Genomic DNA, 13,890 nt, shown 5'->3' with positions numbered 1-13,890 from the left:
AATAGATCGACTAGTCAGTCTATTAATTATTTCACCACCGCCCATGCGAACCCTCAATCCTTCCCAACACCAGGCCCGGCGCCAGCACATCCTGGCTGCGGCCGTGGAGTGCTTCATGCGCAAAGGCTTTCACGGCACACGCACGGCCGAGATCTGTGCACAGGCAGGAATGAGCCCCGGCAACCTTTTCCACTACTTCCCCACCAAGGAGGCCATCATTGCCGCCATCGTGGAGGACGACCAGCGCGAAACCGCCGAGCGCTTCGCCCAGGCCGGGCAGGCGCAGAACCTGTACCAGGCGCTGCTGGGCACTGTGGAAGACAGCCTGGCCCTGCTGGCAGACCCGGTGTACACCCGCATCGGCCTGGAGGTGCTGGCCGAAGCGGTGCGCAACCCGGCCGTCATGGCCTGCGTCGCGCACAGCGAGGCGGCACGCAAGGCCGCGCTGGTGCACCTGCTGCAGGCGGCCGTGGAGCGCGGGCAGGCGCGCCTGTCCATGCCACCGGCCCAGGCGGTGGATTGGGTGCTGCTGCTGCTCGATGGCGCTTTTGGCCGCGCCATGGTGGAGGCGCCGTTCGACATGGCCTCCTACCGCAGACTGGTGCTGGGCGCACTGGCGACCGTGATCGAGCCCCTGGCATGACGCAGGTCGACACTTCCCCCGTCCCCGCCCCTTCGAGCGTTGCGCAGAAGGACAACGCCGGCAGTTCAGGCCGCGAACACGCCATTGATGCGCTGCGCGGCTTTGCGCTGCTGGGCATCCTGGTCGTCAATGCGGGCAGCTTTGCCTCGACCTACTTTGGCCTCGGCGTCGCCGACCCCGCGTTCTCGCGTCCCGTGGACCACGCCGTGCGCTGGTTCATCAGCCTGGTCTTCGAGACCAAGTTCTACCTCTTGTTCTCGCTGCTGTTCGGCTACAGCTTTGCCTTGCAGATGGACTCGGCCCAGCGCTCCGGCAGCGCCTTCGTGCCGCGCTTCCTGCGGCGACTGGCGGGGCTCTTGCTGCTGGGCGTGGCCCATGCCTGGCTGCTGTTTTCGGGCGACATCCTGGTGACCTATGCGCTGCTGGGCTTGTTGCTGCTGGCGCTGTGCAAGTTGCGGCCGGGTACTGCGGTGGTGATGGCCGTGGCGCTGCTGGCGCTGGTGTCCGCGGGCTGGGGACTGCTCGCCTGGCTGATGTCGCTGGCGCCGCCGATGGACTGGCCGCTGGCCGAGATCCACGCCAAGGCACAGCAGGCCGCACAGGCCTACCGTTCCGGGACGATCGAGGCCATTGCCCAGCGCGGGCGTGACATGGCCGATGGCGTCTGGTTCGTGCTGGTGTTCGTGCAGGGGCCTTGCGCGCTGGCCATGTTCCTGCTGGGGCTGGCGGCCCATCGCTCGGGCTACCTGGCCACCATTGCGCTGCAGCCGGCACGCCTGCGCCGCTGGGTGCTGTGCTGCCTGCCGGTGGGCGGCCTGGGTGCCTGGGTCTATGCCACAGCGCAGAACAGCACCGTCCGCCAACCCGATCACGTGTCGGCCGCCACGCTCGCGCTGGACCTGGCCACCGCGCCCTTCCTCACCTTCAGCTATGTCGCTGCACTCCTCTGGGCCCTGCAGAGCGGAGCTGCAGGCCGCCGACTGGGCGCCTGGCTGGAACCTGCGGGCCGCATGGCGCTGTCCAACTACCTGCTGCAGTCCCTGGTGGGGGCGGTGGTGTTCACCGCCTACGGCCTGGCGCTGGTGGGGCGGGTGTCACCGCTGGCGGTGTTGCTGGGCTGCCTGGCGTTGTATGCGGCCCTGCTCGTGCAGAGCCGCCGCTGGATGGCGCTGCACACCTACGGGCCGGCAGAGTGGCTGTTGCGTGCGTTCACGCTGCTGCGCTGGCCCGCATGGCAGCGCACGGCGCGCCCGGTCGAATAAGCTGCCTGCGCGACGGCTGCGTCACCGCCCGATGGGCACAAGCTGATCGTCCGCCATGCCCACCAGCAAGGCCTTGCCGTCCGGCTGCACACGGAATTCGCCAAAGCGCGCCTGCTCCCAGCGGCTGGCATCGCCCTCGGCAAAATACCAGCCATCGGTCACCAGCGTCCAGTCGCTGTTCTTGGGCGTGAGCTGGATGCGGAACTCGCCGGGGGCGATGGGCGCATCGTACTTTTCCACGCGCTCCCAGGCCACCACGCCGCGTGCATCGAGCCGGCCCACGGCATAGGGCCGGCTGCCCAGCAGACCCTCCACGCCGGCTTCGCGCCGGTCGATATCGACCATGGGCGGCAGGGTGAAGCGCAGGCGCATGTAGTCGCCCTGCATCAGCGAGCGCGGGTCCACCGGGGCCAGGGGCACGTAGACCTTCTGGCCGTTGGCAATGGTGTTTTCCTTGTCAGCGATGCCGATGTTGGCCACGGCCACGGTGGCCACCGCACTCAGCGCCAGCAGCCAGGGGCCCATGCGGTGGGCCCAGTGGCGGGCGGCATGGCCAGTTTCACCGGGCACCGCAGCGGCGCGTGGCGTGCGCAGCGCACTCCAGGCCAACACACCCAGCAGCGCACCGCAGGCCACGAGCACCATGGCCTTGGTGGTCAGGGGCCAGGCCAGCAGGTAATAGAAACCGCCCATGATCCAGGTGCAGGCCAGGGCGGCCGCCGTGGCCTGGCCCCAGCGGCGGGTGGTGCCGGCGATGGCCAGGGCCAACAATGCGCTGCCGAGCAGGGGCGAGAACCAGCACAGCATGGCCAGCACCAACGCCACCACGGCAGCGCGGGGCTGGCGCAGCACCGGCCAGGCGCGCTGCGCGATGGCGGCGGCAACCAGCGCCAGCAGCACGCTGGCCGCCTGCACCAGCCATTGCAGCGCAAAGGCGCGCGGCCCGACCTCCCGGCCGACCTCGCGCACCAGCTCACCGCCGATGCCGGCACCGAACGCACCGCCCACCAGGAAGGTCTGGCCCGACAGGCCGCAGATGCCCCACAGCAGCACCAGCAGCCAGCCGCAGGCCAGGGGCTCCAGCAGCGCTGCCAGCCAGTTGCCGGCACTACCGCGGCCCAGCGCATGGCGCTGCCACAGCAGCAGCCCCACCCACACCGCGAGCACGCCATGCACCATGCTCCAGGGCACCAGCGGCGACAAGGCCCAGCGGCCATCGGAGCCGGGCCAGATGAGGACAGCGAACAGCGCTGCCGCTCCCGCACCCAGCAGCACACGCAGCCAGGGCAAGGCCACCAGCGCGGCCACGGCGAGCGCCACCACCAGCATGAAGGCGGCCGCCGGCTGCAGGCCCATGTCGCGTCCGAAGGCAAAGCCCAGCAGGCCCGCGCCCGTCAGCAATGCCGGAAACGCCAGTTGCTCCAGGAAGATCGGCAGGTCCTTGCTGCGCAGGGCGGCCGTGGCACCGGCCAGCACCACGGCGCCGATGACGTAGGCACCCGCGTCCCGCACGATCCATTCGCCGAAGAACAGGCCGAACATGGCCAGCAGCGGCAGCGCGGCCAGCCAGGCGCCCAGCGCCGTGAGCAGCACCACGGGCCAGGGGCGTGCCGTGCCGCCAGCCCGGTGTGCGTCTGCCGCCGAGGCGCCAGCCGGCAGGATGCCTTGCTCCACTGCGGCCTGCACAATGGTTTCAAGCGCACCGGGCTTGGGCACGGGCGCCGCAGCGCTTGCAGACCGATTCACGGGATCGATGGATGCGTCGCTCATGCCGCTTCTCCTTGCTGCTGCGCAGCGCGGCGCGCCAGGCGCATCACCAGATTCACGGTGGCCGCCAGAAGCCCTGCGGCGACCAGGCCGATGAGCAGCAGCGAGCCCACGAAATCACCGAAGCGGGAGCCCGAGAACATGGCACGTGCCAGCCCCGTCACCAGCAGGATGTTGAGCCCCAGCGTCGCACCGCTGAGCAGGAAGATGTCGAAATGCGTGCGCATGCCCACCAGCGCGGCTGCGGCCGCCAGCAGCACCAAGCCCAGGCCGTAGTGGCCCGCCACGGGCGAGTGGAACAGGCCGCCCAGCGCGGTGAGCGTGACCAGCATCAGCGCCAACGTGCCCGCCGTTCGCAGCGCCCAGACGCCTGCGCCGGTGAAGCGCTGCGCTTGCGGCAGCATGGCGGCTGCCACGGCCAGCGCAGCGCCCAGGGAGACCAGGTGCACCGTCATGTCCGCAGGCGACACGCGCCAGCTGTGGCCCGTGTGCGCCTGCGCCCACAGCGATATGCCGACCATGGCCACCAAGGTCCATGGCACCCACACCACATCGCTGCGCACGGCCAGCGCCAGGGGCAATGTGAGCACGGCCCACACGGCAAACAGCTGCCAGGGGTCGGCCCCGGTCTGGTAGGTCTGCCCGAAATAGGCGAACAGCGCGCCCGTGCCCAGCAGCGCCAGCATGGCCAGCGGTGCACGCGCCCCGGCCCTGAACGCAGCGCCCGCACACATGGCCAGTACAAAGCCCTGCAGCAGGGCAAAGCGCATGAAGCGCCCCAGGCTCTCCCAATTGGCCGCGATCCACATCACCAGGCCCAAGCCACCCAGCGCCGCCGCGATGACCGCGACGGTGCGCCACAACGTGGTGTGCAGGGCGGCGGGCTGGCGGTCGAACCCCGCCAGGCCGATCAGGCGCGTGGCGGCCGGTCGGTCCAGCGTGTGCTGGCGGGCCAGCTCGAACAGGGCGGTGCGCAGGGTCATGGGGCGGGTGCCTCAAGGTCAGGTGAAAAAAGAAACCGGTGGGGCGGCGCGCTTCAGCTGGGCTTGAGCGCGAGGAAGTCGCGGATCGCCATCAACGTACCGTCGGGCGCCTCGCTCATCTGGTTGTGGCCCACGGGCAGGCTGGTGGTGTGCACCACCTTGCCCGCAGCGCGTGCAGCGGCCACCAGGCCCTGCGCGGCCTTGGGCGCGGTCATCTGGTCCTGCGCGCCCAGCGCGAACAGCACCGGGCACTGCACGGCGGCAATCGCCTGCTCGCCATTGGCATAGCTGTCGCAGGCCACGAAGCCGCGGTGGAACACGTTGACTGCCGTGTTGCTGCGCAGCACCTTGCGGCCCAGCGCCATGCCCGCGTTGTAGACCCAGAAGCCCGCGCCCGAAGGCGGCGCCAGCGTGCTGCGCGAGAACACGTTGACCATGCGCAGCGCCTTCTCGGGCTCGTTGAGCGCCGCATCGATCAGCGCGGGCGAGACCTTCATCGGGTAGGCCGTGCCCACCAGCACCAGGTGGCTCACACGTTCGCCCAGCCGGGCCGCGGCCTCCAGCGCGATCAGCGAGCCGAAGCTGTGTCCCACCAGAGCCGCGCGCCGCACGCCTGCGGCATCGAGCAGCGCGGCAATGAAGTCCGCCCCCGCCTCCACGCTGGCCGGGGCTTCGCCCCCGCTGCGGCAATGGCCGGGCAGGTCCACCGCCAGCACGTTCCAACCGTGGTTGGCCAGGTAGCGGCTTTGCAGCGCCCACACGCTGTGGTCGTTGAGCACGCCGTGGACCATGACCACGGTGGGCAGTGCGGGGTTGAACGCCTTGCCGCCGGTGTAGCAGTAGATGGTGTGGCCGTTGACTTGGATCTGCATACGGATGGGTCCTCTTTGTTCGCTTGTCTTTGTTTCGTTGTTGTGTTGTCGGGTGCGATGCCGGCCTCAGCGCGGCGGCACTCCGGCAGCCAGGTCGTCCAGCATCTGGATCCAGCGCTGCGCAGCGTCGCGCACCTTGGTGCTTGCATCGCTGGCGGCCGTGGCCTCGGCCAGCGGGCGCTCGGCGGCCGCCTCGCCGCGCCAGTAGTCCAGGGCCAGCACGGCCAGGTAGCGCACCGTCTCGTCGCCATCGTGCGCCACGGCATGGGCCAGCGCGGGCACGGCGCGTGCACCGGCCTCGGCACCCAGGGCCCGGTCGCCCAGCGCCATGGCGGCATGCTGGCGCACCACGGTCAGGGGCGACTGCAGGCCGCGCACGGCTTCATCCACCTCGTGCGGGCGCAGCGTGCAGGTGCCCGAGCCGGGGCGCAGCCATTGCTCCACCAGCGGCAACAGTGCAGGCCGCACGGCGGGCAGGGACTCGATGGGGCGGTAGTCGAGCGGCAGCGGGTCGAGCGCGTGATTGCGGAACGCGCCGTAGGGCGATGACAGGTCCTGTGCCACGCATTCATCGCTGAGCGTTCCGGCCTGGGTCTGCTGCAGCAGCCAGGCGCTGTCGCCCAGATGCGCCAGCGCACCGGCGCAGATATTGCGCCCGGCCTGGGCCCGGTGGCGCATGCTGCTGCGCGGCACGGCTTTGAGCACCTGCGTACGCAACGCGCCCACCACCTCGGGCGTGGCCGCACCGATCTCGCCCAGCAGGCGAGCGGCTTCACATTGCGTTGACGTGCGCTCCAGCAGTGACAGCAAAGCGGGGATGGCGGCAGGTCCGAAAGCCCGCAGGGCACCCTGCGCCGCTTCGCCATGGCGCTGGGCCTGCGCGCGCGTCAGTCCCAGCTCGGGAGCAGGCTGGTGCGCCAGGCAAGCCAGGTGGTAGCGCAGGCGCTCGGCATCGGGCAACTCTGCGACGCGCCGGGCCTCGGCCAGGTCGGCCGCATGGCCGGGCAGCAGCCGGGCAAATGCCTCTTCGCCCACACAGCGCTGGGCGATGGCGATGCCCTCGTCGCTGTCCTCGTGCAGCAGCATGGCAAAGCCGGGCGTGAGACGGTCGGCCACGGGCGACGCTTGCAGGGCGGCACGCAACCGGTGGCACACGCTCACCAGCGCATCGACGCAGCGGCGGTCTGCGGCCTCCCATTGCGCCACGTCGCCGCCCTGGGCCTCGGCCGCCAATGCGGCCTGGGCGGAGGCCATAGCGGGGCTGTCCGAGGACATTTCGGGCCAGTTCCAGTCGGCGGGGTTCCAGCGCAGGCTGTGGAGCGTGCCGCCCTCATCTTCCGGTTCCGCCTCGGCCAATGCCGTCTCGCTGCCCATGGACACCGTGGGCAGGTAGATGGGCCCATCGAGCTCGCGGTACATGCCTGCCAGCGCCACGGCATACACATCGCCGCGCAGCGGGTGTGCCTGCAACGCGGGCAGCACCAGCGCCCGCGCCTCGTCCAGCAGCGTCTGCTCGAAGGCCTGCCAGTCCATGGCGGGTGCCTGCGCCATCGCCGGGCTCAGGCCGCCTTCTCCGCGGCCTTGAGGGCGCGCTTGAGGTCGTCGATCAGGTCGTCGGCATCCTCCAGCCCGATGGACAGGCGGATCGTGCCCTGCGTGATGCCGGCATTCACCAGCGCCTCGTCGCTCATGCGGAAGTGCGTGGTGCTGGCCGGGTGGATCACCAGGCTGCGGCAGTCGCCCACGTTGGCCAGGTGGCTGAAGACCTTGAGCGCCTCGATGAACTTCTTGCCCTGCTCGCGGTTGCCTTTGAGGTCGAAGCTGAACACCGAGCCCGCGCCGCGCGGCAGCAGCTTCTGCGCCAGGGCGTGGCTGGGGTGCGATTCGAGCATGGGGTGGCCCACGCGCGAGACGAAAGGCTGGCTGGCCAGGAATTCGACCACACGCGCCGTGTTGCGCATGTGCCGCTCCATGCGCAGCGGCAGCGTTTCGATGCCCTGCAGGATCAACCAGGCGGTGTGCGGGCTCATGCAGGCGCCGAAGTCGCGCAGGCCTTCGCGGCGCGCGCGCAGCAAGAAGGCGCCCACCGAGCTCTCCTCGCTGAACACCATGTTGTGGAAACCCTCGTACGGCTCAGTCAGCTCGGCGAACTTGCCCGCCGAGCGCGGGCCGTCCCAGTCGAAGCTGCCGCCATCGACCACGATGCCGCCCACCACCGTGCCGTGGCCCGAGAGGAACTTGGTGGCCGAGTGGTAGACCAGGTCGGCGCCGAGCTCCAGCGGCTTCATGAGCCAGGGCGAGGTCAGGGTCGAGTCGACCAGCAGCGGCACGCCCGACTCGTGCGCGATGGCGCTGATGGTCGGGATGTCCAGTACATCCAGGCCCGGGTTGCCCACCGTCTCGCCGAAGAACAGTTTCGTGTTGGGCCGCACAGCAGCGCGCCAGCCGTCGATGTCCCCGGGCTTGACGAAGGTGGTCGCTATGCCGAAGCGCGACAGTGTGTAGTGCAGCAGGTTCTGCGAGCCGCCGTACAGCGCCGTGCTGGCCACGATGTGGCTGCCCGCGCCCATCAAGGTGCAGATGGCCAGGTGCAGCGCGGCCTGGCCGCTGGCGGTGGCGATGGCACCCACGCCGCCTTCCAGGGCCGACACGCGCTGCTCCAGCACCGCATTGGTGGGGTTGCTGATGCGGCTGTAGACGTGGCCGGGCCGCTCCAGGTTGAACAGCGAGGCGGCGTGGTCGCTCGATTCGAAGACGAACGAGGTGGTCAGGTGGATCGGTACGGCGCGTGCGCCGGTGGCGGGGTCGGGTGTGGCTCCGGCGTGCAGCGCAAGCGTGTCAAAGCCGGGGTCGGAGTAACCGGGCATCCAATGTCTCCCATGTTGTCGGTGCTGGCAGGCATTGTGGGCTATATTTCATGCGAACAGGCCTGTTGCGCCCCACCGAGCCCCATTGGAGACCGATCATGAAAGTCAGCGATATCCTTCGCGTCAAAGGCAACACCCTTTACACCGTGACCCCCGACGAACCGCTGGCCAATGCCGTGGACATCATGGCCGACCGCGACATCGGCTCGCTGGTGGTGATGGAGCTCGGTGACCTGGTGGGCATGCTCACCTTCCGCGAAGTGATCCAGGCCATCGTCAAGAACGGCGGCAGCGTGGGCACGCTGCAGGTGCGCTCGGCCATGGACGACCACCCGCTGACCTGCACGCTTGAAACCGACATGGACGAGGTGCGCCGCATGATGCTGGACCGCCACGCCCGCTACATGCCGGTGATGGACAAGAAGATGCTCATGGGCGTGATCAGCTTCTACGACGTGGCCAAGGCCGTGGTGGACAGCCAGAACTTCGAGAACAAGATGCTCAAGGCCTACATCCGCGACTGGCCTGAGGAAGAATCCGGCGGCTGAGCGCGGGCTGCGCAAACGCACCCTGATTGCCGCCGCCCCGGTCCGCATCCATGCGGTTGTTGCTGCGCCTGTGTACCTGCCTGGCCTGCTGGTTCGTGCTGACGGGCTGGGCTGCGCCGGCGGCAATCGCCTTGTCTGCGGTGGCAGATGCCAGCTCTCTGGGCTTGCGGGCAGAGGTGCTTGAAGACAAGACCCGGGCACTGGGCATTGCCGACGTCCTCGCAGCGCCGGATCTGCCCTGGCGTGCCAACGGCACCGAGGTGCTCAATTTCAGCTTTTCCCGCTCGGCGTACTGGGTGCACCTGCGCCTGCACAACGACACGGCCGCACCGCTGACGCGCCTGCTGGAGACGGCGTCGGCACTGCAGGACGTGGTGGACCTGCACGTGGTGCACCGTGGTCAGATCACCGAGACCGTTGCCACGGGCGACCGGCGGCCGTTTGCCAACCGCCCCCTGCCCTACCGGTATCCCGTATTCCCGCTGGCGGTGGCACCCGGCCAGACGCTGGACCTGTACCTGCGGCTGGACACGCACGACGGCCTGTTCGAGGCCATGCCCCTGGTGCTGCGCACCCCCCAGGGATTTCTCAGGCACAGCCAGACCGAGAGCGTGGCCTTTGGCGCCTACTACGGTGCCATCGTGGCGCTGCTGCTGTACAACCTGCTGCTGTTCGCGCTGGTGCGCGACGGGCTGTTTCTGAAGTATGTGCTTTACCTTGCGGCCTACCTTACCTGGAACCTGTGCTTCACCGGCATCGGCTTTCACTACCTGTGGCCCGGCGCACCGGACCTGAACAACCAGATGCTGGCAGTGGCAGTGCCGCTGATCTTCGTGGCGTTGACGGCTTTCTCTGCCAGCTACCTGCAGACACGCACCCGCGCACCGCAGTTGCACCGAACGATGGTCGGCCTGGTGGTGCTGTGCGCGCTGCAGCCGATCACAGGGCTGCTCGACTTTTACGCAGCCACGTTCATCACCATCCTTCCCATCGGCGCGGCCATGCTGGTGGTGCAGATGATTGCGGCAGTGCGCATCGCCGTGGCGGGCTACCGCCCCGCGCGCTTTTATGTGCTGGCCTCTTCGGCACTGGCGCTGGGGGCGTTGGTCACCTTCCTCAAGGTGTTCGACCTGGTGCCATCGAGCCCGCTGGTGGAGTACAGCCTGAACATCGGATCGGCACTCGAATTCATTTTGCTGGCCCTGGCGCTGGCAGACAAGATGAACCAGTTGAAGGCCGAAAAACTGGCGGCAGAGCAGCAGGCCCTGGCCGTGCAGACCGCACTGGCACAAGACCTGGACCGCAAGGTGCACGAGCGCACCCAGGCCCTGGAGCTGGCCAATGCGCAGTTGCAGACGGCCGCCATCACCGATGCGCTGACGGGCATCTACAACCGGCGCTATTTCGACACCCTCCTGCGCCGTGAATTCAACCGGTGCATGCGCCAGCAGGCATCGCTGGCGCTGTGCGTCATCGACATCGACAACTTCAAGAAGTACAACGACCGGTTTGGACACCAGCAAGGCGACGAGGCCCTGAAGGCCGTGGCACAGGCGCTGGCGCAGCGGGTGCAGCGATCTACGGACCACCTGTTTCGCGTGGGGGGTGAGGAATTCGTGGTTCTGATGGCGGGCCAGACGCGTGCCAGCGCCATGGGCCACCTGGAAATCCTGCGCCTGGCCGTCCAGGCCCTGGCCATGCCGCACCCCGACAACCCGGCGCAGGTGGTGACCGTCTCCTGCGGCATGGCCTGGAGCGAGGTCATGCAAGGCGAACCCGATGCCCTGTATGCCCAGGCCGACCAGGCGCTGTACCGCGCCAAGCAGGCCGGGCGCAACCAGTCGGCGCAGTAGCCAGCCACCGTTTGCCCACTCTGGGATAATCGCCGCCCATGAGCGGCAACACCATCGGTACCCTATTCGCTGTCACCAATTTTGGTGAATCCCACGGCCCGGCCATTGGCTGCGTGATCGACGGCTGCCCGCCGGGCATGCCACTGACCGAGGCGGACATCCAGGCCGACCTGGACCGCCGCCGCCCCGGCACCAGCCGCCACGTGACCCAGCGCAACGAGCCCGATGCGGTGGAGATCCTCTCGGGCGTGTACGAGGGCAAGACCACCGGCACCCCCATCGCGCTGCTGATCCGCAACACCGACCAGCGCAGCAAGGACTACAGCAACATCTCCGAGAGCTTTCGCCCGGGCCATGCCGACTACACCTACTGGCACAAGTACGGCATCCGCGACCCGCGCGGCGGCGGCCGTTCGTCGGCACGCCTGACGGCACCTACCGTGGCCGCGGGCGCCGTGGCCAAGAAGTGGCTGGCCGAGCAGTACGGCACGCAGTTCCGCGCCTGCATGACGCAGCTGGGCGAGCTGCCCATCCCCTTCGAGAGCTGGGACCATGTGCGCCAGAACCCCTTCTTCGCCCCCGTGGCCGACGTGCAGCAGTACGAGGACTACATGGACGCGCTGCGCAAGGCCGGCGACTCCTGCGGCGCGCGCATCCGCATCTCGGCCAGCGGCGTGCCCGTGGGCCTGGGCGAGCCGCTGTACGACAAGCTCGACGCCGACATCGCCCACGCCGTGATGGGTTTGAACGCCGTGAAGGGCGTGGAGATCGGCGCCGGCTTCGAGAGCGTGGCCCACCGCGGCACCATGCACGGCGACTCGATGACGCCCCAGGGCTTTCGCACCAACCACGCGGGCGGCGTGCTCGGCGGCATCAGCACCGGGCAGGACCTGGAGGTGTCGATCGCGATCAAGCCCACCAGTTCCATCATCAGCCCGCGCGAGTCCATCGACATCCACGGCCAACCCACCGAGGTGATCACCAAGGGCCGCCACGACCCCTGCGTGGGCATCCGCGCCGCGCCGATTGCCGAGGCGCTGCTGGCGCTGGTGGTGATGGAGCATGCCCTGCGCAACCGCGCCCAGTGCGCGGACGTGGTGCGCGAGGTGGCGCCGATCCAGGCGTCTTTCCTTTGAGCGCCGCAGCAGCAGGGGGCGCCGCGCGCCGCCGGCCTCTGGCGTTTGCCGCGTCTGCCCTGGCTGCAGCTGCCCTGCTGGCAGGCTGCGCATCCCCACCCGCGCCACCCACCCACATCGACATCGGCCTCATCGCCTTCAACGACCTGCACGGCAACCTGGAGCCACCGCGCATGGCGCTGCAGGTGGCCGCGCCCGACGGCAGCGGCCAGGCGCGCGTACCCGCTGGCGGCGCGGCCTACATGGCCAGCGCCATCGCGCACCTGAAGACCCTGCACAAACACCATGCGGTGGTGGCGGCGGGCGACATGGTGGGCGCATCGCCCCTGGTGTCGGCCTTGTTCCTCGACGAGCCGACGATCGAGGCCGTCAACCGCATGGGCATCGACTTCAACGCCGTGGGCAACCACGAGTTCGACAAGGGCTGGCACGAGCTGCTGCGCCTCAAAAACGGCGGCTGCGAGAAGCACACGGTGCGCGTGCCCTGCCAGCTCAACCCCACCTTCCCGGGCACCAACTTCGGTCTGCTGGCAGCGAACACCTCGCACGACGACGGCCGCCCGCTGCTGCCGCCCACCGGCATCAAGCGCTTTACCGAGGGCGGCGTCACGGTCAGCGTGGGCTTCATCGGCCTGACCCTGCGCGGCACGCCCGCGATGGTGGCGCCCGCCGGCGTGGCCGGCCTGCGCTTTGCCGACGAGGCCGATACCGTCAACGCACTGATCCCGGGCCTGCGCGCCCAGGGGGCCGACGTGATCGTGGTCATGGTGCACGAGGGCGGCGAGACCGAGGCGGCGCTGGGCGAGACCAGTTGCAAGGGCCTGAGCGGCGACATCCTGCCCATCCTGGAGCGGCTCGACCCTGCGGTGGACGTGGTGGTCTCGGGCCACACGCACCGCTCCTACCTGTGCGACTATGGCACCGTGAACCCCGCCCACCCGCTGCTGCTGACCAGCGCCGGCCAGTACGGCACGCATGTCACCGACATCAGCCTGCGCGTGAACACCGCCACCCGCCGCGTGGTGCGCAAGAGCGCACGCCAGGTCATCGTGCAGGGCGAGGGCTTCACCAGCGGGTCTACCACCTTCGCCGTGGACACACGCTTCCCCGTCTTCGCGCGCGATGAGGGCGTGTACGCCATCGTGGAGCGCTACCGCGCCGCCGCCGAGCCTCAGGCCCAGCGCCCCGCAGGGCGCCTCACCGGCCCTGTCTCGCGCGAGCCTGCTGCGTCGCTCGAAACCTCCATGGGCAACCTGATCGCCGACGCACAGTTGCTTGCGGCCCAGGGCCCGGGCCTGAATGCCCAGATCTCCTTCATGAACCCCGGCGGTGTGCGCGGCGTTCTGGTGCCTGGTGCGGATGGCCAGGTGCGCTATGGCCAGATGTTCACGGCACAGCCGTTTGGCAACAGCCTGATGGTGCAGTCGTTCACGGGTGCACAGGTGAAAGCCATCCTTGAGCAGCAGTTCGCCAGCGGCACCAACACCGCGCAGAGCCCTCGGGTGCTGTCGGTCTCCAAGGGCTTCACCTACCGCTATGACCTGCGTTTGCCTGCGGGTCAGCGGGTGAGTGGGGTGTTGCTCAATGGGCAGCCGCTGCGCTCCGATGCTGTTTACCGGGTGGTGGTGAGCAGCTTCCTGGCTACGGGTGGGGATAACTTCACTGTCTTCACGCAAGGCGTGGATGGGTTGGGGGCGGGGCAGGATCTGGATGCGTTGGAGGCTTACTTCACTGCTTCTGGAGGGGCTGTGGTGCCGCCGGCTACGGATCGGATTGTTCGGGTGGATTTGCCCTGATTTTTCTGTTGTCGGCTTGGGGCTTGTTCGAGCCGCGTGCTTGCATTGACGGCGGAGGCCGGGGTATGCGCCCGGCGGCGCACCTACTGTTCTTTTGCTTCGCCAAGAGGGTGTAGAAGAAATAAATTATAATAGCGCCGCATTGACCAAGCAGGAGCAGCGC

Annotated in this window: 11 protein-coding genes; 6 read left to right on the top strand and 5 right to left on the bottom strand. The window is 68.8% G+C overall.

What is annotated here, in order from left to right; translation table 11 throughout:
• Positions 1–43 precede the first annotated feature (43 nt).
• Both ASE28_RS25095 and ASE28_RS25090 read left to right on the top strand, forming a co-directional pair.
• Positions 44–643 (top strand): TetR/AcrR family transcriptional regulator, encoded by a 600-nt coding sequence (locus ASE28_RS25095; RefSeq protein ID WP_057268945.1) that lies wholly within the window; start codon positions 44–46, stop codon positions 641–643.
• Positions 640–1,905, top strand: coding sequence for a DUF418 domain-containing protein (locus ASE28_RS25090; RefSeq protein ID WP_082608255.1), 1,266 nt, complete (start codon positions 640–642; stop codon positions 1,903–1,905). The genes ASE28_RS25095 and ASE28_RS25090 overlap by 4 nt, the downstream gene beginning before the upstream one ends.
• Positions 1,906–1,926: 21 nt before the next feature.
• On the opposite strand, the gene ASE28_RS25085 is transcribed toward ASE28_RS25090, so the two are convergent.
• The 5 genes from ASE28_RS25085 to ASE28_RS25065 all read right to left on the bottom strand — a co-directional run bounded on the left by ASE28_RS25085 (position 1,927) and on the right by ASE28_RS25065 (position 8,394).
• Entirely contained in the window at positions 1,927–3,675 is a 1,749-nt protein-coding gene (locus ASE28_RS25085; RefSeq protein WP_200963997.1) for a GDYXXLXY domain-containing protein, read from the bottom strand.
• Positions 3,672–4,655 carry a DUF2157 domain-containing protein gene (locus ASE28_RS25080; protein ID WP_057268944.1) on the bottom strand — a complete coding sequence of 328 codons (984 nt, stop codon included), beginning with the start codon at positions 4,653–4,655 and terminating at the stop codon, positions 3,672–3,674. Before ASE28_RS25080 ends, ASE28_RS25085 begins: the two co-directional genes overlap by 4 nt.
• A 53-nt stretch (positions 4,656–4,708) precedes the next feature.
• Positions 4,709–5,527, bottom strand: coding sequence for an alpha/beta fold hydrolase (locus ASE28_RS25075; protein ID WP_057268943.1), 819 nt, complete (start codon positions 5,525–5,527; stop codon positions 4,709–4,711).
• A gap of 66 nt (positions 5,528–5,593) precedes the next feature.
• On the bottom strand, positions 5,594–7,078 hold the full coding sequence (locus tag ASE28_RS25070; protein ID WP_057268942.1) for a DUF4303 domain-containing protein: 1,485 nt from the start codon (positions 7,076–7,078) through the stop codon (positions 5,594–5,596).
• An 8-nt stretch (positions 7,079–7,086) separates the two neighbouring features.
• A complete protein-coding gene (locus ASE28_RS25065; protein WP_057268941.1) occupies positions 7,087–8,394 on the bottom strand; it encodes an O-acetylhomoserine aminocarboxypropyltransferase in 1,308 nt (435 codons plus the stop codon).
• Between the two features lie 98 nt (positions 8,395–8,492).
• Between ASE28_RS25065 and ASE28_RS25060 the strand changes: the two genes are divergently transcribed.
• Genes ASE28_RS25060 through ASE28_RS25045 form a run of 4 tightly spaced genes read left to right on the top strand, consistent with a single transcriptional unit; the run spans position 8,493 to position 13,727 of the window.
• Complete coding sequence (locus tag ASE28_RS25060; RefSeq protein ID WP_057202397.1) at positions 8,493–8,942, top strand: CBS domain-containing protein; 450 nt, start codon at positions 8,493–8,495, stop codon at positions 8,940–8,942.
• A 50-nt stretch (positions 8,943–8,992) separates the two neighbouring features.
• Positions 8,993–10,795 carry a diguanylate cyclase gene (locus tag ASE28_RS25055; protein ID WP_082608254.1) on the top strand — a complete coding sequence of 601 codons (1,803 nt, stop codon included), beginning with the start codon at positions 8,993–8,995 and terminating at the stop codon, positions 10,793–10,795.
• A gap of 38 nt (positions 10,796–10,833) precedes the next feature.
• Positions 10,834–11,931, top strand: coding sequence for a chorismate synthase (gene aroC / locus ASE28_RS25050; RefSeq protein ID WP_057268939.1), 1,098 nt, complete (start codon positions 10,834–10,836; stop codon positions 11,929–11,931).
• The gene (locus tag ASE28_RS25045) at positions 11,928–13,727 is read left to right on the top strand and encodes a bifunctional metallophosphatase/5'-nucleotidase (RefSeq protein WP_082608253.1); all 1,800 of its coding nucleotides are present in this window, start codon (positions 11,928–11,930) and stop codon (positions 13,725–13,727) included. Before aroC ends, ASE28_RS25045 begins: the two co-directional genes overlap by 4 nt.
• The last annotated feature ends 163 nt before the right edge of the window (positions 13,728–13,890 follow it).

Source organism: Acidovorax sp. Root219, assembly GCF_001428665.1.
Classification (GTDB): Bacteria; Pseudomonadota; Gammaproteobacteria; order Burkholderiales; family Burkholderiaceae_C; genus Acidovorax.
Note: the sequence above shows the minus strand (reverse complement) of the source record. Positions and strands in the feature narration are given on the sequence as shown.